At 39.8% G+C, this 19,283-nt stretch carries 17 protein-coding genes, 1 tRNA gene and 1 pseudogene; 18 read left to right on the top strand and 1 reads right to left on the bottom strand.

What is annotated here, in order from left to right; genetic code table 11:
* From ACFPIK_RS17725 to ACFPIK_RS17800, 16 genes and pseudogenes are all read left to right on the top strand, one after another.
* Positions 1–117: pseudogene (locus ACFPIK_RS17725) on the top strand (IS1595 family transposase); the annotation flags it as partial.
* Between the two features lie 237 nt (positions 118–354).
* Complete coding sequence (locus tag ACFPIK_RS17730) at positions 355–663, top strand: hypothetical protein (RefSeq protein ID WP_377917735.1); 309 nt, start codon at positions 355–357, stop codon at positions 661–663.
* Between the two features lie 162 nt (positions 664–825).
* Positions 826–899, top strand: a tRNA-Asn gene (locus ACFPIK_RS17735).
* A gap of 173 nt (positions 900–1,072) precedes the next feature.
* Positions 1,073–2,284 carry a phage integrase SAM-like domain-containing protein gene (locus ACFPIK_RS17740; protein ID WP_377917737.1) on the top strand — a complete coding sequence of 404 codons (1,212 nt, stop codon included), beginning with the start codon at positions 1,073–1,075 and terminating at the stop codon, positions 2,282–2,284.
* Between the two features lie 76 nt (positions 2,285–2,360).
* Positions 2,361–3,236, top strand: coding sequence for an AAA family ATPase (locus ACFPIK_RS17745; RefSeq protein WP_377917739.1), 876 nt, complete (start codon positions 2,361–2,363; stop codon positions 3,234–3,236).
* Positions 3,237–3,243: 7 nt separating this feature from the next.
* Positions 3,244–3,690: a JAB domain-containing protein gene (locus ACFPIK_RS17750; RefSeq protein WP_377917741.1), complete on the top strand. Its 447-nt coding sequence runs from the start codon at positions 3,244–3,246 to the stop codon at positions 3,688–3,690.
* A 126-nt stretch (positions 3,691–3,816) separates the two neighbouring features.
* Positions 3,817–5,139: a LamG domain-containing protein gene (locus ACFPIK_RS17755; protein ID WP_377917743.1), complete on the top strand. Its 1,323-nt coding sequence runs from the start codon at positions 3,817–3,819 to the stop codon at positions 5,137–5,139.
* A gap of 1 nt (position 5,140) precedes the next feature.
* A complete protein-coding gene (locus tag ACFPIK_RS17760) occupies positions 5,141–5,815 on the top strand; it encodes a hypothetical protein (RefSeq protein WP_377917745.1) in 675 nt (224 codons plus the stop codon).
* 81 nt (positions 5,816–5,896) lie between these two features.
* Positions 5,897–7,399: a hypothetical protein gene (locus tag ACFPIK_RS17765; RefSeq protein ID WP_377917747.1), complete on the top strand. Its 1,503-nt coding sequence runs from the start codon at positions 5,897–5,899 to the stop codon at positions 7,397–7,399.
* A gap of 387 nt (positions 7,400–7,786) precedes the next feature.
* Positions 7,787–8,944, top strand: a complete 1,158-nt coding sequence (locus tag ACFPIK_RS17770) for a protein kinase domain-containing protein (protein WP_377917749.1) — start codon at positions 7,787–7,789, stop codon at positions 8,942–8,944.
* Between the two features lie 12 nt (positions 8,945–8,956).
* Complete coding sequence (locus tag ACFPIK_RS17775) at positions 8,957–10,465, top strand: class I SAM-dependent DNA methyltransferase (RefSeq protein ID WP_377917751.1); 1,509 nt, start codon at positions 8,957–8,959, stop codon at positions 10,463–10,465.
* A complete protein-coding gene (locus tag ACFPIK_RS17780; RefSeq protein ID WP_377917753.1) occupies positions 10,462–10,785 on the top strand; it encodes a hypothetical protein in 324 nt (107 codons plus the stop codon). Before ACFPIK_RS17775 ends, ACFPIK_RS17780 begins: the two co-directional genes overlap by 4 nt.
* A complete protein-coding gene (locus ACFPIK_RS17785) occupies positions 10,782–11,978 on the top strand; it encodes a restriction endonuclease subunit S (RefSeq protein WP_377917755.1) in 1,197 nt (398 codons plus the stop codon). Before ACFPIK_RS17780 ends, ACFPIK_RS17785 begins: the two co-directional genes overlap by 4 nt.
* A gap of 3 nt (positions 11,979–11,981) precedes the next feature.
* Entirely contained in the window at positions 11,982–15,170 is a 3,189-nt protein-coding gene (locus tag ACFPIK_RS17790; protein ID WP_377917757.1) for a type I restriction endonuclease subunit R, read from the top strand.
* A gap of 127 nt (positions 15,171–15,297) precedes the next feature.
* The gene (locus ACFPIK_RS17795; protein WP_377917759.1) at positions 15,298–16,023 is read left to right on the top strand and encodes a hypothetical protein; all 726 of its coding nucleotides are present in this window, start codon (positions 15,298–15,300) and stop codon (positions 16,021–16,023) included.
* Between the two features lie 45 nt (positions 16,024–16,068).
* Positions 16,069–16,566: a hypothetical protein gene (locus ACFPIK_RS17800; RefSeq protein WP_377917761.1), complete on the top strand. Its 498-nt coding sequence runs from the start codon at positions 16,069–16,071 to the stop codon at positions 16,564–16,566.
* A gap of 149 nt (positions 16,567–16,715) precedes the next feature.
* Here the strand turns inward: ACFPIK_RS17800 and ACFPIK_RS17805 are convergent, their stop codons facing one another.
* A complete protein-coding gene (locus ACFPIK_RS17805; protein WP_377917763.1) occupies positions 16,716–17,156 on the bottom strand; it encodes a PEGA domain-containing protein in 441 nt (146 codons plus the stop codon).
* Between the two features lie 232 nt (positions 17,157–17,388).
* On the opposite strand from ACFPIK_RS17805, the gene ACFPIK_RS17810 reads away from it, so the two are divergent.
* The gene (locus ACFPIK_RS17810; RefSeq protein ID WP_377917765.1) at positions 17,389–17,742 is read left to right on the top strand and encodes a helix-turn-helix domain-containing protein; all 354 of its coding nucleotides are present in this window, start codon (positions 17,389–17,391) and stop codon (positions 17,740–17,742) included.
* Between the two features lie 191 nt (positions 17,743–17,933).
* Positions 17,934–18,911, top strand: coding sequence for a DUF3871 family protein (locus ACFPIK_RS17815; RefSeq protein WP_377917767.1), 978 nt, complete (start codon positions 17,934–17,936; stop codon positions 18,909–18,911).
* Positions 18,912–19,283: the final 372 nt, after the last annotated feature.

Genomic DNA, 19,283 nt, shown 5'->3' on the forward strand with positions numbered 1-19,283 from the left:
ATGCAGAACTACCTGGATGAGTTTTGCTACAAGCTCAACAGAAGATACTTTGGTCAAAAACTGTTTGACCGACTCATCATTGCTTCGGTTTACCCATACTGGTATGATTGCGGATAATCATATTATTTTTTTCATCTGATTAGATTAACTTGAAAGAATTGGATGGGTAAAAGAAAACTTAAACTATTTATGAGTTTCCAAGATTTGATTTGATTCAATTTTGCAAAAATTTTTACTTTTTATTAACAAAAAAGCTAGTGATGGACACAATTTTAAAGAAGATGAATTTCAAAGAAGGGATGAAGAGCTGGATTTGGAATTGCCCTCAGGACTTGGAAAACTTCTGGGTATTATGTGGAGAATGGAGAGAAGCTTACGTTTATGCTTGCGTTTGTGTATAGCAAGGAGGACATCGATGAGTATTTTGAAGAAATGCATCAACTTTCCCCGGAGGATGAGGCAATATGGGTAGCCTACCCTAAAGGCACTTCCAAAAAATACAAGGTGAGCATCAATAGAGATAGCGGTTGGAGAAAGGTAGGAGAGCTGGATTATGAAGAAGTGTGCCAAATTGCCGTTGATGAAGACTGGTCAGCACTACGGTTTCGCAAAGTTAGGTTTATCAAGACACTTAGCCGGAAGTTTAGTGTCAAAAATCAATAAGGGAGTGCTTAGTGGAAAAATCCAAAAAATAAGTCCCTGACTTAGAAATAGAAAAAAGTGAAACAGGCTGTAAACAGAGATTTTTTCAAAAATGGGTTTGGAAAAAAACGAATAGCCATCTACATTTGCAAAACGTTTTCCGAAAGGGATAACGAAACAAACTCCTCCTTAGCTCAGCTGGTTAGAGCACATGACTGTTAATCATGGGGTCCTTGGTTCGAGCCCAAGAGGGGGAGCAGCTAAAAAAAGCCTTCAGAAGCAATTCTGGAGGCTTTTTTGTTTTTAAGCATCGATGTTCCAGATAGTCCAATGAGCATTGTAACGCAATTAGCACGCACATTTTGCTGGTTTGCGTTTCAATTGCGTGAACATTTTTAGCACAGTGCAAGGGCCATAATCGATGAAAATTATGGCAAACATCCAACTCAATCTCAAATCGAGAAAGAAGATTGATGGCACCTATCCAATTGTCATCAGGATTCGTCACAATAGGGGATTCTTTGACATTTCTACAGGAGAGAGCGTTCTAGCCTCCAAGTTTGACAAGAAAAAGTGTGCTGTGATAGGCAATAAACCTTTACAGCTTCACCTGGACGAGCTCAAAGAGAAGTACGCCAAGCGTTTGAGAGCTTTTGTCAGTGACAACATCAACAGGCCTTTCTCTCTTGAAGAGCTAAAAGCCTTTGTCCTTCAAAAGTCAGCTGATGAAATCACTGTAGAGGAGTTTTGGCAGGAAAACATTGATCAATTGATCAAATCTGGTCGTGGAGGATCTGCCAGAACCTACAAATCAAGCCATTCCATCTTTTCCAAGATTGTCAACCTGAATTGCTCATTTAAAGCTATTGGGGTGAAGGATCTTCAAAAGGTAGAGAAGGAACTTAGGATGCGTGGGAATAAGTACAATTCCATTGCTGTCTACATGAGAACATTCAGGGCTGTCTGCAATAGGGCTATCCAATACAATCTGGTCGATTACGAGTGGTATCCTTTCAGGAAATACAAGATCAAAAAGGAGAAGACCATTCCAAGGGTATTGTCTTTAGAGGAAATCCAACGGTTCTTTCAGGCTGACATTGGAGTCAATGATCCATTGTTCAAAGCTTGGACGGTTGGGAAGTTGCTCTTTATGCTACGCGGAATTAACCTGAGAGACTTGCTCTATCTAACAAAAGATAATCTCAGGGCAGGTCGTATCATCTACAAGCGTGGAAAGACTGGTAAAATGTACTCCATCTTGGTCAGTCCAATGATAGAAGACTGTTTGAGGTACTTTCAAAACGATCGTAAGACTCTTTTGGGAATCATGCTGGACGAGTACCTGGAGCATCCTGCCAAGTCTCTGCATTCCAGAGCACAAATCACTAAGCGTTTGAATACAAAGCTTAAGCTAATTGGTAAAAAGCTTGACCTACAGGAGGATTTGACTACGTACGTTTTCCGTTACACCTATGCCAACGTCGCAAGAAAGCTGGGTTACAGCAAAGACCTTATTGCTGAAGCTTTGGGTCATGAGTACGGAAATTCAGTCACAGGAATCTATCTCGAACTCTTCGATCAGGAAACCTTGGACAAAATGGCTGAGCACATTCTTCAAATAGTATCTAATCAAAAAAGTTAACATCAATTTATTTCTAACCAAAAAAGTGAAGGCATCCAGAAATGGGTGCCTTTTTCATTTCTAAACAATCAATACTATGCAATTACGTAAATCGAATCGCTCTCAGGCAAAGATCAGAATTGCTTTGCAGGGGGCTAGCGGAAGCGGAAAGACCTATTCTTCCCTCTTATTGGCCTATGGCCTTTGTCAAAATTGGAACAAGATTGCTGTCATCGACACAGAGAATCAGAGCGCTGATCTGTATTCCCACCTTGGGCAATACAATGTTTTGACGTTGTTACCACCTTTTAGCCCTGAGCGCTACATGGAAGCAATTGCCACCTGCGAGGTCTCAGGGATGGAAGTAATCATTCTTGACAGTCTCTCACACGAGTGGGAGGGCGAGGGTGGAATCCTGGACATCCATGGAAGCATGGCTGGAAATAGCTTCACCAATTGGGCCAAAATCACTCCAAGACACAATGCTTTGGTGCAGAAGATTCTTCATTCTGGAGCTCATGTTATCGCTACGGTGAGAAGTAAGCAAGACTATGTCATCACAGAGAAGAATGGGAAACAGGTGCCTGAGAAGGTGGGGCTGAAAGCGGTGCAGCGTGACGGACTGGAATATGATTTCTCCATTGTCTTCGAGCTAGACATCAACCATCAGGCCATTTGTTCCAAGGACAGAACGCAGTTGTTCGCTCAGAAAATCCCATTCAAAATTGAGCCACAGACAGGAAAAAAGATCAGGGAGTGGTGCGAAAGTGGGTCAGTGTTGTATGAAAGCAAGGAAGATCCCATTGAGGCTAAAATCAAGGCGATTGTCAACCTCGATGAACTCTATCAGCTTTACAGAGAGGCACCAGACAAGAACAAATATCTGGAAGCCTTCACGTTGAGAGCTGATGAAATCAGAAAGCTTACACCACCTTTCAATCCGTTAGCCATCCACAGCAATGGAAGACCGTAAATGGGAAATGTCAAACATAGGAGAAGTGAAAGTCTCCTATGTTTTCCATGGATCTGTGAAGGACAGACCTATCATCACCAGCAGCTATGATGTCTACAAGATAGCAATGATGGTATTGGATCAAGAAACTGTAGGAATGCAGGAGCAATTTCTTGCCATCTACATGAACAGAGCTCACAGGGTGATTGGAGCCAAGGTACACTTCGTTGGTGGCGTCTCCAGTGTGATTGTAGACGTGAAGGTAATTGCTGCCACAGCTGTATCGTTAATGGCGAGTTCTGTAATTGTCTGCCACAATCATCCATCTGGAAGCCTGCAACCATCACCTCAAGACATTGCCATTACAGACAAATTGAAAAATGCACTCAGATATCTGGACATACAACTGTTGGATCACATGATAGTAACACCAGAAATGGATTGGTTGAGTTTTGTAGAGCGGGGGCTTTTATAGTCCCCGTTTTCACAATAGGTGACATCAATATAATAGGGTGTGAAACCTAAATTACCTAGTTCTCATTGAGAATTAAGATAAAATCAGGGACATAGCAAGAGAATTAATTCTTCAATTCTATTATCCATGAAAAAACTATTATTCCTGTTTTTACTTATTACTTGTTCAACACAAAGCTGTACGGTTGTAGACACTGAACTCCTAGAACTTGTTTTGGAAATCAAAAACCAAAACCAGGAGCTTTTGGAGGAAGTGAAGGCTCTTCAGGCTAAATCAGATTCGTTGATCAATGAGTTAAAAAACAGCGCTGCCAAGCAAGAGGAAGTGCTGAAAAAGGTGACAGACCTTCAAGCTGAATTGGTAAAGGTATTGGCTCAAATTGGAACCTTGAATGAACAGCTGGGTGCTCAAAACGCAGACCTAGATGAAATCAAATCCCAATTGGCTGATCTTCAGGAGAAGTATCAAGGTATCTTGGAGCAATTGGAACAATTGCAGAAACTGAGTCAAATTCTAGCAGAAATCGAAAAACTGAAAGGGCAATTGGCAGAATTGGATGGTAAATATCAAGTAATTCAAGGAAGCTTAACTCAAACCAAAGAACAACTCGATGCGCTCAAAGGTCAAGTTGCTTCTCTTCAAGCCCAACTAGCTGAAAACCTCACCAAAATCAGTCAACTGACCAGTCAACTTGGAGAACAAGGTGCTAACATTGAAAAGATATTGGCGGCTATTGAAGAGTTGAAAAAGAGCTGTGCTGAGATCAAAGCTCTTCTCGAAAATCAGCTTTCAGGAAAAAGCCCTATCCCTACCAACGGATTAGTGGGATGGTGGCCGTTTAATGGAAATGCAAATGATGAGAGTGGGAATGGAAATAATGGCAAACTAGTAGGTCCATTACCTGCTTCTGGAAAGCTGGGACTACCGAATTCTGCTTATTCATTCAATGGAATTAAAGATATAATTGAATTTCCTTCACCTATGTTGAATGGTCAAGTTGCAACTACTTTTTCGATATTTTCGAGAGTATTTCCAAAAAAAATCGCGTATATGGGAATTTGGAATAAAACTGGATTTTGGAAAGAGGTCAACTTTACTTTTAAATCTGATGGCTCGGTAGAGTTATTTTGGGCATTTACAAATTTTAGCTATAATGGAGGAACTTCACTACCAAATTTACTTAAGAAGGACTCTTGGTATGATATTATTATTGTAATGGAATCAAATAAACTAAATTTTTATATAAATGGTGTTTTTATATCAAGTTCAATTGTAAATGGAAAAATAGATTTTTCTCAAGCTGCAAATGACATTAATCGTTTAGGCCAAATAAGAATAAGTAATATAGATACGAATTTTTTTGATGGAATTTTTGATGATTTAGGATTTTGGAATCGTGCCCTAACCGCAGAAGAAATATCCAAAATCTACAAAGGAGAAGGCTTTTGACATGCTGAGAACAGTTTTCTCTTTTATAGTTGTTTGGTTGAGCTGCTCTGGGTCCTTATGGGCTCAGAGTTTTTATAAGGAGAAGAATCCAAAAACCGTTTTCTATCAAGTGGGCATTGGGGCAGGGACATTTTTCTCTGCTCCTAGACCTTCTTATGACAGCATTGTCAATGAAAAGCTGCCTGTGCTTTCACTTGCTGTAGGAAAGCGAATTGGAAGCCATTTAAGCATCAAATCCAACTTCAGTTTCCAACCGTTTTCCAGCAAAGAGTACATGCCTGGGGAAAATGGAAATGGAACGCTTGAACCCATCTTCAATGGATACAACTATGCCTTTGATGTAATGCCCATCTTTAATCTGCTGCCTAGCTTTCATCACATGAGTAGGCCTATTGTGGATTTCAATCTGGGGGTTGGTCTAGGCTATCTCCTCACCTACCGCACAGAAAAGTTTTTCTTCAATGAGAAATACTACCAGTTCAATTTATTTGAATCCAGTGCCTACATTCCTGTTAGGGCTTCTCTATCGTTTCGATTGGGAATTGTCACTGACTTGATCTTTGAAGGTGCCTTTTTCAACACCTTTCTGGACGATAATCGAAGCGTGACAGAGTTTGAAAAAGAATCTGATCACTTTGGGCAAGTGAATGTGGTCTATCGAAGGTTTATAAGGTAAAGCCATCTGCAAGCCAAGAGATAAAGGATTGAATTCCAGCCCAAGGATTAGTAAATTGATTCTGACCTGTCTTTATGAATTATGCCAAGTGATCTGAATTGGAGAATCCCGTCTTCTTTTGACATTGAAAAATTGATCGAAAAAGATCCTCCAAGCTTCCTTGGCAAGAAAAAGTCGAACCTGGACAACTTTTACTATCTGATAGATCTCCTATTGGAGAAATCACTTTTTGATGATCTGTCTAAGTCTATGGGATACGTGGAGCTCTATTCGAATGACCTACAGAAAAACCTGGCTCATAATTACAAAGACTATCTGGATTACTTAAAGAAGCACGGTATCATCCAACAGGCACCCCAGAAATACATGAAGAGTTCTCAGAATGCATTCATAAAAGGAGTGTGCTATGCCTACAGGTTAAACTTTCCGTATGAGAACGATTTGTCGATAAGGTTGATACCCATTATTGGAGAGGTTCATAAAAAAAGAAGAAAGCCTCTGATCAAAGCACAGATAGCTGCGCAGGAATCAGTTTTTAAAAAGTACCCTATCCTGACCAAGTGGTTCGAGCATTTGGAAATCGATCTAATGGGTAGTCGAAAGTGGATTGATTCCCATCCCAAGTATCGATTGCCTATGGGATGGATCAAGGGATATAAAAAAGGTGAATCCAACCCCCAGCTAAGAAGACTCAAGGCTCTTCATGCCATCGAAAAAATTTACAATAAGGAATACAGGTTCTCCATTGACGACAATGTTGGACGGTTTCACTCCAATCTGACCAATTTGAAGAGTGAACTGAGAAACTTCCTGACATGGAAGGGACAAAAGTTGGTGAGTGTCGATATTAAGAACTCTCAACCGTTGCTTAGCTTAATGCTTTTGGACAAAAGTTGGTACTTGGAGTCAAGTGGTTCCTTCACCCTGAGTCAGTTTCCAACAATCCACAATCCCCTCGTTACCCCTACCAATCCCCTTGGTTCCCTCTCATTGATATCCCCTTCTTCACCTTTTTATTTTGTTACTTGTATTATGTCAGTAGAATTTTTGCAACATAATGAATATCAGGATATTGTAAAATATAAGAATATTGTAAATAGTGGTGAGTTTTATAAAAAAATGCATCTGGAAATCTTCAAGGATACTAGGCCTTTTGATAAAGCTAAAATGAAAGAAATGACCTTCCAAGTATTTTACTCAGACAACAAGTTTTTCCATCAGGACGGTTCATGGAAAGATCCAAAGACAAAGAAACGGCCAGATGCAAAACCCAAGAGACTTTTTGAAGCAGCATTCCCCACTCTAGCGAAGGTCTTCAGGGCTTATAAAGAAAAAGATAACAACAACTTGCCAAGACTCCTCCAACAAATCGAATCAACACTTGTCCTAAAGCACATCGTGCCTAGAATAGCCTCAGAAAGGCCTGATTTGCCCATCTTCACCATCCATGACAGCCTGGTGACAACAGTAGGGAATGAGGCCTACGTCGAACGTATAATGCGGGAAGAAATCGAACGGCTGACAGGATTACAGCCCAGGTTTGGTATCGAATATTGGACACCAGAAAGCGTGAATCCTGAATGAGTATAAATACAGGAGTGTCATCACTCATGAGAATTTATTGAATTTGTAGGTTATTTAATTTCTTAAAATCAATACTAATAAAATAGCATTAAAATCTAATTAGTTTACAAAAACTACCCAGTAGTGGGTATTTCTTCAAACCAAATCCTTCTGTATTTTGCAAAGGATGAAAAATCAGAATACCACATTGAATTGCCTTTCCAATGCTTCAAGTCTTTATTGAGAACCTTCAATTCTCTCTTCAATCTTACAGCCTAGGCTTTAACACAGAATGTATTTTGTAAAAAAATCTAGGAGGCTGTTTGATTAAAGTTTGAATGTTAAAAACTCCTAACTATTTAATTGATAAATATCAAGAAAATTATTCTTAATTGTTTAATAGAAATTATGACAAGAGAAAGTCAAGCTGCTTTTGAGAACACTGAGATAGTTCAATTTTTGAGACAAAAGGATTTCATAAAAATCAAAGAAATAGGTTCTGGCGGAACTGGAACCACAGTGCTATTGCGTGATCCCATTATTTCAGAAGATTTTGTCTGCAAAAAATTCACTCCTATGGGGGGGAATAATACTGAGGATGCTTTTGAAAGATTTATCAATGAGATAAAATTTTTGCATTTGGCATATCACCCTAATGTTGTGAGGGTGTTTAATTATTACTTGTATCCAAAGAATAATACAGGATACATTTTCATGGAATATGTTGATGGAGAGCCAATTAGTGAATATTTAAAATTAAACCCTGACAGGGTAAACGATTTATTCTTTCAGGCAATTGAAGGCTTTTCACATTTGGAAAAATTAAACTTACTACACAGGGATATAAAGCCTACAAATATTTTAGTTTCAAAGAATGGGGAACTGAAAATTATTGATTTTGGATTTAGTAAGATACCTTCAATCAAAGACTTAAGTAACAGGGAGAACAGTATTATCTTAAACTGGCCTTATCCTTTACCAAGTGAATGTTATGAAGGAAGGTATAGTTTAAAATCAGATATTTATTTTTTAGGTAAGCTATTTGAACAGATTATCCACGATCTTAAAATTGAGGATTTTTTCTATTCTAAGATATTGGAATCTATGATAGAATTTGCAGAAAACTCGAGGCTTGAATCTTTTTCATTAATTCAGAGAATGTTAATTGAAGAAAAATCTCCTGAAATAGAATTTGCACCTCAAGAGATATTGAAGTATCAAAAATTTTCAGAAGAGATTTCTCTCTTGTTATCAAAAATTTATGATGAGGCTAGATTTGATTTAGACTTCGCTTCTGTTCAAAAAAAACTGAAAAATGTTTACCAAAATTCAATTTTAGAAACCAAGGTTTTCAATTCAGCAGATTTGATTTCTTGTTTCATTAACGGGGGGTTTTGGTTTAAATCAAAAAGTTTTTTACCCACCAAGGTCTTGATTGACTTTTATGAAGTTTTTGAAAATTCTAGTGTAACTAAAAAAAAGGTTATTTTGAATAATCTTTACTACAGACTTCAAATGACGCCCAAACATCAGGCTCAAATCAAAGAAGATGAATTACCTTTTTAACTCTAAAATTAAATGACCCAAGACCTTGAAAAGACCCTCTGGGCAGCTGCGGACAAGCTCCGTAACAACATGGATGCTGCGGAATACAAGCACGTGGTGCTAGGGTTGATATTTCTCAAATACATCTCTGATCGATTCGATGAGCTTTATGCCAAGCTGAAGGCTGATCCCTATGCTGATGCTGAGGACAAAGACGAATACCTCGCTGAGAATGTCTTTTACGTTCCACCTTCTGCCAGATGGAGCTATCTACAACACCAAAGAGCCAAGCTTCCATCGATAGGCAAGGATATCGATGATGCCATGGATGCCATTGAGCTAGATAACCCTTCCCTCAAAGGCGTGCTTCCAAAGGATTACGCCAGACCTGCTTTGGACAAGAAACGTCTAGGTGAGCTGGTGGACATGATTGGCAACGTGGGATTCAATGCACCAGGACAAAACAGCAAGGATCTCCTAGGCAGAGTTTATGAATACTTCTTGGGCATGTTTGCTGATGCAGAAGGAAAGCGTGGAGGCCAGTTCTACACTCCTGAAAGCATCGTTAAACTACTGGTAGAAATGCTGGAACCCTACGAGGGCAGAATTTACGATGGTTGCTGCGGTAGTGGCGGGATGTTTGTCCAAAGTGAGAAGTTCTTGGAAGCTCATGGAGGAAAGATAGGCGACATTGCAGTCTATGGACAGGAGAGTAATCCTACCACCTACAAGCTGGCCAAAATGAACCTGGCTATCCGTGGAATTGATGCCAAGATTGAACTGGGAGACACCTTCCACAATGATCGACACAAAGACCTGAAGGCAGATTACATCATTGCCAACCCTCCCTTCAACATCTCTGACTGGGGAGGTGAACAGCTTCAGGATAGTCATCTCTGGAAATATGGAACACCACCAGCAGGAAATGCCAACTATGCCTGGCTACAGCTCTTTATCAATAAGCTTGGACCACATGGCACAGCGGGAATAGTCTTAGCTAATGGCAGTATGACTACCAATTCAGGCAATGAAGGTGAAATCCGTAAGAAGCTAATCCAAGAAGGAGTGGTGGACTGCATGGTAGCCTTGCCAACACAGCTATTCTACAACACACAGATTCCAGCTTGCTTATGGTTCTTAGCTAGAAACCGTACCAACCATAAGTTCCGTAACCGTAGCAATGAGATTCTATTCATCGATGCCCGTAATCTGGGGCAAATGATATCCAGGAAGAATCGAATGCTCACAGATGAGGATCTTGCCAAAATCTCAGGAACCTATCACGCTTGGAGAAATATCAACGGAAACTATCAGGACATCCCTGGATTCTGCAAAGCTGCTTCTCTGGAAGAGGTGGGGGCGAACAATTTTGTCCTCACGCCAGGACGATACGTAGGAGCAGAAGACTTGGAAGATGATGGAATTCCGTTTGAAGAGAAGGTGGCAACCATTACCTCCAGCTTAGCTGAGCAGTTCTCTAAGTCTAATGAGCTTCAGGACCGTATCAAATTGAATCTGGCTAAAATTGGGATTGATTTATGAGTGGATTTTTTGAAAATCTTAGTTTGAAGCTTTGGTGGAATTGGCTCACTTTTCTAGGGGTAGGATTATTTGCTTTTGTTTTCATTTACAGGAATGAAATTGACATAGTTGAAAGAAAGCACCTTTTAGGGCTTTCAATAGGGATGTTTATTGTAGGGTTTTCTCACATAATTGCCTTTAAAAGCATTACAATTTTTGATAATGGTGGATATTGGTCTACCAAAGAAATTGTTCACAATACTTTTACAAAGGTCCTATTTCTTATAGGTTTAGTAATATCGATTGTTTTTTTGTCCTTGATTTTATGGAATTTAGTATGAATCAGTTTAAACTTTCTGAAATCTTAGAAATCATTGGTGGAGGAACACCTAAAACAAACGTATCAGAATACTGGGGAGGTGATATTCCTTGGTTATCTGTTGTTGATTTTGGGAATGGTCAAAAAAGAGTTTACCAAACAGAAAAGTCAATTAGTGAACTTGGATTAAAAAACTCAAGTACGAAAATTTTAAAAGCAGGCGAGATAATAATTTCTGCGAGGGGGACTGTAGGTGAGTTGGCTGTTTTGGGTAAAAATATGGCTTTTAATCAATCCTGTTATGGGTTGACTGCAATCCCAACAATATGTACTAACGAGTTTCTTTACTATTTACTAAAACAAAAAGTTTCAGAACTAAAGAAAAATGCTCACGGAGCTGTTTTCGACACCATTACAAGATCAACTTTCGAAACAATTAATGTTGATATCCCCCCTCTCCCCACCCAAAAAGCCATTGCAGAAATCCTCTCCTCTTTGGATGACAAGATCGAGCTGAACAATCAGATCAATCAGAATCTGGAAGCCTTAGCCCAAGCCTTGTTTAAGCAGTGGTTTGTGGATTTTGAATTTCCCAATGAAAACGGACACCCCTACAAATCCTCAGGTGGTGAAATGGTGGATTCTGAATTGGGTGAAATTCCGAAGGGTTGGAGAGTAGATTTCTTAACCAAGGTTTTTAATGTGGTTTATGGAAAGAATTTACCTACTACTAATTTGATTACTAATGGATTTCCTGTTTTTGGGGGGAATGGAATTATAGGATACTATTCAAAGTTTCATTATAAAGAACCACAAGTACTAATTTCTTGCAGAGGTGCAGCATCAGGTAAAGTGAATTTTTCAAAACCTTTTTCTTTTGTTACGAATAATTCTCTCATAATTGAGATTCCTGATAGAGAAAAAATGCCGTTTGAATTTTTAAGGCAATGGTCATTGGATCAGGACTTCACTTCCTTTGTATCAGGATCTGCACAACCTCAAATTACAATAGAGAATTTGAAGCCTCTTCAACTATTAATTCCAAACCAAGAAACTCTTGAAAAATTTAAGGAAGTGATTTCCCATTTGATTATTCAAATTCAAGAATTGGAAGTAGAAAACATTGGGCTTCAAAATTTAAGGGACACCCTCCTTCCCAAACTTATCTCTGGAGAACTGGAAGTAAACGAATCACTTTTGGAACAAACTTTTTAACCCATGTCAGCAGTCATCTCAGAAGACCATATTGAACAAGTATTAATCCAGGAGCTGATAGAGCTGGGGTACACCTACGTTCATGGAGGGTTGATTTCTCCTGATGGAGCTCAGGCTGAGCGCACGTTTCAGGAGGTGGTCTTGAGAGAGAGGTTAAGTGCCGCCATTGCAAAGTTTAATCCATCCATTCCTTTCGATGCACAGGAAGAAGCCCTCAAGAGAGTGATGAGAGCTGATTCTCCAGACTTAGTGATGAATAATTACACCTTCTACAAGTACCTGACAGAAGGCGTGGAGGTAGAATACCGCAAGGGAGATCGAATCGTAGGGGATAAAGTCTGGTTGGTAGATTATCAAAATCCAGAGCGAAATGAATTTCTAGCAGTAAACCAATTGACCATCATCGAGGGCAATCAGAACAAACGGCCTGATGTGATTCTCTTTGTGAATGGTTTGCCTCTGGTGGTGATTGAACTCAAAAATGCCACAGACGAGAATGCAGACTTACCTGCTGCGTTCAATCAGTTACAGACCTACAAGAAGTCTATTCCTAGTCTGTTTCAATACAACGGATTACTCATTGTTTCTGATGGTTGGGATGCGCTTTATGGTTCACTGACAGCACCAAAGCAGTTTTTCCTTCCTTGGAAATCCATTGATGGAAAGTTGGTGGCAGACCCAGACATCCCACAGATGGAAGTGATGGCTAAAGGCCTTCTGAAGAAAGATGTGTTACTGGACCTCATTCGACATTTCACCATTTTCCACAGCAACAAGGAAAAGCTTTCCAAGATCATTCCAAGATACCATCAGTATTTCGCAGTCAATAAAGCGATCCACACTACCAAGAGAGCCACCTCAGAATTAGGAGATCAGCGGGCAGGAGTGATTTGGCACACACAAGGTTCAGGAAAAAGCCTAAGCATGGTATTCTATGCTGGAAAATTGGTTTTGGAACTTAACAATCCCACGCTAATTATCCTCACGGATCGAAATGATCTGGATGATCAGCTTTTTGATACTTTCTCCCTCAGTCAGGATCTATTACGACAGACACCCGTTCAAGCTGAGAATCGAGAACAGCTGAAAAAACTCCTTTCTGTAGCCTCAGGTGGAATAGTTTTTACAACCATTCAGAAGTTTCTACCAGAAGTAAAAGATCGAATAGAACTGGAGGAAGGAAAGACCAAAAATATCAGAGGAACCTACGAACTGCTTTCTGACCGTAGAAACATTGTGGTGATTGCAGATGAAGCCCACAGAAGCCAATATGATTTCATGGATGGCTTTGCCAAGCACATGCGGGATGCCTTGCCTAATGCTTCATTTATTGGCTTCACAGGAACACCAATAGAAACCACGGACAAGAATACCCAGGCAGTTTTTGGGGATTACATCGATATCTACGACATCCAACAAGCCGTGGAGGATGGTGCCACCGTACGCATCTATTACGAAAACCGTTTGGCCAAAATCAACCTCAAGGAGGAAGAAAAACCAAGGATTGATGAGGAATTTGAAGAACTCACAGAATCTGAAGAAACCACTTCCCAACAGAAGCTCAAATCCAAATGGGCCAGACTGGAAGCTATTGTAGGGAATGAACAACGCCTTAAGCTAATCGCTGAAGATATCGTTAAGCACTTCGAATCCAGAAATTCCATCCTGGACGGAAAAGGTATGATTGTCTGCATGAGTAGGAGAATTTGCGTGGACTTGTACAAAGCCATCATTGACATAAGACCAGATTGGCATCATGAAGACGATGATCAGGGAGCTATAAAGGTGGTGATGACAGGTTCTAGTTCTGATCCCCTTCCCTTCCAACCTCACGTCAGAAGCAAGCAACGGAGAAAAGACCTGGGAGAGCGATTGAAAGATCCCAAGGACCCACTGAAGCTAGCAATAGTGAGAGACATGTGGCTGACAGGATTTGATGCTCCAGCGATGCACACCCTTTACATCGATAAGCCCATGAGGGGTCATAACCTGATGCAGGCTATTGCACGGGTGAATCGAGTTTACGGAGGAAAAGAAGGTGGTTTGATTGTGGATTACATTGGGATAGCCACAGACCTGAAAAAGGCACTTTCAACCTACACGGAAAGTGGAGGAAAAGGGAAGCCTGCATTTGATCAGGAAGAAGCAGCTGCCATCATGATGGGAAAGTATGAGGTGGTTGCTCAGCTTTTCAATGAAAAACCTAGAGACCCTGATTTGAAGCAGGGATTTGACTACAAGGTGTTTTTTGGGCTAAATTCTAAGGATAAACTCTACTTCCCTATCAAGGCTGCCAATTACATCCTGGGATTGGAGAATGGGAAAGAACGTTTCATCAATGGAGTGACAGCTCTCACCAAGGCTTTTGCCATATCAGTACCCCATCCTGATACCATCGAAATAAGGGATGAAGTGGGGCTATTTCAGGCGATCAAAGCACGAATAGTCAAAGTGAGTCAGGCTGGTAAACCAAAGTCAGACGAAGAACTGGAAACAGCCATCAAGCAGATTCTATCTGATGCTATCGTGACAGACAAGGTGGTGGATGTTTTTGATGCGGCAGGATTGAAAAAGCCAGACATCTCTATTCTGTCAGATGATTTCTTGGCAGAAGTGAGAGGAATGGAGCATAAGAATGTTGCTTTGGAACTTCTTAAAAAGCTTCTGAATGACGAGATCAGATTCCGTAAGCAAACCAACCTAGTTCAGTCGAAGAAGTTCTCTGACATGCTGGATGGTGCAGTGAAAAACTACCAAAACAACCTGATCACATCAGCACAAGTCATTGAAGAGTTGATTCGACTGGCTAAAGAAATCAAGGAAGCAGACCGTAAAGGAGAAGACTTGGGACTCGACTTCAGAGAGTATGCTTTCTACACAGCCCTGGAAGTTAATGACAGTGCTGTCCAAGTCCTTGGAGATGATATCCTGCGACACATTGCCAGAGAGTTGGTCGATACCATCAGAAGCAACACAAGCATCGATTGGACCGTGAGAGAAAACGTACAGGCCAAAATGCGGATTGCTGTCAAGCGAATCCTCAGAAAGCATGGCTATCCACCAGACATGCAGGAAAGAGCCACAGAAACAGTCCTAGAACAAGCCAGGATGATGGCAGATTACATCAATAAAGAGGTGAAAACCTATCAGATCCCGCCTAGGGGAGAGTTGGGGGTTGCTGCGGAGGAGTAATTAGTGAATTGTGGCTTTTTGAGTATTGTTTTGATTTCAACTTTTTGTTATTCTTACCTTATGACTAGGCAACTAATTGTCAATAAAATACTACTTCTATCAACACTAACTTCTAACCAATCTATTGATGAATCCAGCTGAAGAAGCCGTTAATTACCTTAACAGCGTGGGGTATGATCAGGCGTTTAAAGAATTAAAAAATGAATGGAAAGTTAAGAAAACAGCTAAACCTTCCAGTTTGGATTACATAGTTGATGATTGGATTAAAGAGTTGCATGGATACTTGAAGCAGATAAATGGGGGTAATGATCTAATGAAACTTGTTGGACAGGTAAAGTTTCCCTCCAAGTATATGACAATTAAATTGCATGCTATTTTAGATGACTTAACTTTTGATGCAGTACTTGATGAAGATCCTGACCCTATAAAGCGGCTCTTAACTCATGACCATAAATTAATTGGTTGTGACTATTGGAAATGGATTGGGGAATTGTACATGACGACCTCAAACAATAACGCTGTTTTGCAAATACTAAAATTGATATTCTCTGCGGAAGAAAAGGATAAGAAATGCTTGATGATCGAGGAAGAAATTCAGTTTTTAGATTCACTTCCAGAAGAAATCGAGATACATAGAGGAATGACCGTCAAGGAATCCAAGAATAAGAATTATGGAATGAGTTGGTCACTCAATAAGAAGATTGCTGAATTTTTTGCTTATGAGTACATGGAGACAATTGCAGCAGGAAAGCCTATGACAGTGGTAACCATGAAGATACCAAAAAGTGAGGTAATAGCTTACTTCAACAGGCGAAATGAGGAAGAAATCTTATGGGTTTCAAAAAAGAAATAACAAGACCACAGATCATTTCAAGTATTTATAAATCGTATTCGAAAAATGCTTCAAAACCTTGTCTACAAACTACAAACCTCTCTTAAAACTTACAGCGTTGGCTTAAGCAAACAGAGATATCTTATCGAAAAGCCTTGGACTATTGTTGATGGAAATCTTAACGTGCATAGACTTGTTTTCAAAAAGAAAGGTGTTTTAAGAGCCTTTCGAAATGGGAACATGGAAGATAACTGCTCCTGGGATTACGAGCAAAGCCTGAATTCATTGGTAATAAAAATTGGAAACGAAGAAGGAGTTCTCTTGAATGAGGTTTTTTTAGATGGGAAGGTTTTAATTTTAAAAAAGGACAATACAAATGAATTTTGGATTTTCATCAATAGCGACTTACTAGAAGGCCATCAGCTTGAAGAATATTTAAAAGGGATTAATTCTGGAAAGCCAGTCAATCAAGAGCCAGATAATGATAATGATTTATGGCTTGTTTTAGGAGTTATAGTGGCTGTATTCTTTTTCATCCTTTTGTTAGCAGGTGCTTTAGATTAATTCAGAATAATAGAATTTATGAGCTTTCTAGACGAAAGTATATTCTAACGATTCAAATTTTAAAAATTGACTTGGATCAATCTCAAGGAGAAATATGAATGAAAAAAAGTAAAAAGGCTGGCTTGAGAGAATGCCAGCCTTCTATTTAATTATTCTTGTACAATCAATTCTACAGTATTTTTCTGAGTATCAATATTTATTCTTGAAGGCTCTAGAATCGAAGCTGTTTTGTTTGGAGAAAGAGTGATATCGTAAGTTTTTCGATCATACTTCATTACAGCACCAGAAAGAGCGTCAATACCCCATCCTAACAAGTTGCCAAGGTTTATGATGCTAATGACATTAAACTCTTTGTCAAGGGTTATTACTCTTGTCTGGTAGCCATCTAGTTTGAATTCAATGTCTGTATCATTTATACTTCGTTTTACTTTGTAGGTGCATGGGGTAGTGCAAAGCTCTACGCCATCTTTATAAATAATTGCACCAGAAGGGTTTGAATTAAATGTGATTCGATCTTTTGTGCCCGTGAATATTGTAGCACAACCTGACATCAGGATGATTGAAACAAGTAGCAAAGGTATTTTTTTCATGAGTGGTTGATTTTGTTTGATTCAAAAATACCTCTATCATTAGTTTGATAATGACACTTAAAGTGGTAAATGATCCTTTAAAAGGCTTTTTTTGTAAATCAAAATCGATCTCTTTGCTACTATTTGGGTCCCATAAAATATAGAAATGTCCCTTATTGTGAATTTTATTCTAATATTTTACCTTTAATAAAGAATTTTGCTACTATAGTGGTTTAATTAACACTTTAAAGGTATGAAAGAAGTATTTGAGAGTATTAAGAAATTCAGAGAGCTAAAGTCTATAACAAGGGAGACTATGGCAGCTGAGCTAGGAATGAGTCTTAGTGGGTATAGCAAACTTGAAAGGGGAGAAGTTGATATTACCCTCTCTAAAGTTCAATCAATTGCCAGAATTCTGAATGTAAGTCTAGAGCAGCTTCTTAATTTCGATGCATCTCAAATTTTTAATGTTTCGAATAATCAGCAAGTCCAAGGATTGGGCAGTACAGCAGACGTTATTAACTTCTATGGAGACGATTACAAAGAGAAGTACATAAAAATGCTTGAAAGAGAAATTGAACGGTTGAGAAAAATCGTTGGTGAATAAAAAACCATAGCTCATAAAGCTATGGTTTTCAGACGTTATGTGCACAATTTTGCTTATTAAAATGATCAACCTTTGTGCCAAATTTAGCTTAAGCATCAGAGAACTGCCTACATCCAGTAGACAACCCCACCAGTGATTGAGACCGTCTGGGTATCCCCCCAGGCAATGTTTAACCAAAACAAATTTCAATCATGGAACAACTGTTTCCCATCATCCAAAATGGGGTAGCGAAAAAGAAAGACACGCTGCCCAGAAAGCCTTTCATTGAGGCCAACAGCATGGAGGTTTCTCTCCATCATCTCGAACAAGCCTGCATCATTCCTGTCTTTGCCAAGGACAATGAGCGAACAATTTCCCACCAAGAATTCATCGACATAGCGATGCTAGCGACATCTGATGCACTTGGAGGAATCTACGTGGAGCATCCTGAAATCAGGGTGAGCCACGAGATCAAAGGAAGAACACCTGATGCCATCCACAAGTCTGCAAAGGAGCTCTATGACCACGAAAAGACCATCTATTATGAACGCATGGCTTTCATTGCTCGAATACCTTCCATTGAAGAGGAAATAGGTGGTAATCCAATAACCTTGACCATTGGAGGTGTAAGAAGCTACAACCTGGAGAATCTCTATCACAAGAAGTCCTTGGAGCGATTCAAGTTCTTCATTGGATTCCAAAATCTGGTTTGCTGCAATCTCTGCATCAGTACAGATGGCTTGAAGGAAGAAATGAGAGCTTCGACAGTGAAAGAGCTCTATGGAAAAATCTTCGAACTGGTGAAGAACTTCCAGGTGGATCGCCTGCTTGGTCAAATGTACGATCTCACGCAGTACAACCTGACAGAGCATCAGTTCGCCCAGCTAATAGGAAGGTGCAGACTTTACCAACATCTCCCTAAAGAACAGAAGAGAGCAATACCAGCCTTGGAGTTCAACGATGGCCAGTTTAACACCATTGTGAAGGATTATTACCAAGACCAAAGCTTCTGTCGAAATGAATCAGGAGACATCAATCTCTGGAATCTCTACAACCTGTTCACACAGGCCAACAAGAGCTCTTACATTGACACATTTCTGGACAGAAACCTGAATGCTTTACAGCTGTCGACAGGAGTGGGTCAGGCCTTGAAAAATGAGGAGTCAGGCTATCGATGGTTTCTTTCCTAATGTGAAATTTGGCCTTTGCGTGCAAAAAGCGTGAACATTGTTTCCATGAATCCTCCTAACTGCTTGACGCCTAGTTAGCTCAGCTGGTTAGAGCACATGACTGTTAATCATGGGGTCCTTGGTTCGAGCCCAAGAGGGGGAGCAGCTAAAACCAAACTCCTACAAGTAAAAACTTGTAGGAGTTTTTTTTTTGAACGTGATCCGTAACCAAAGAGCAGAATTTCTTAAAAAAAGGTTGGGCAGTACGAGACTGTTCAAATAACTGTGTCAAAATTTAAACCATTAAATTTTGACTATGAAAGAAGACAAAGAAGAGTTTGATTTCAAGGCTTTCGCCAAGCAGGCCGGAGATGCGCTTCGGTCAGGTAAGCC

Origin of the sequence: Algoriphagus aquatilis (assembly GCF_042657405.1) — a bacterium.
GTDB lineage: Bacteria > Bacteroidota > Bacteroidia > Cytophagales > Cyclobacteriaceae > Algoriphagus > Algoriphagus aquatilis.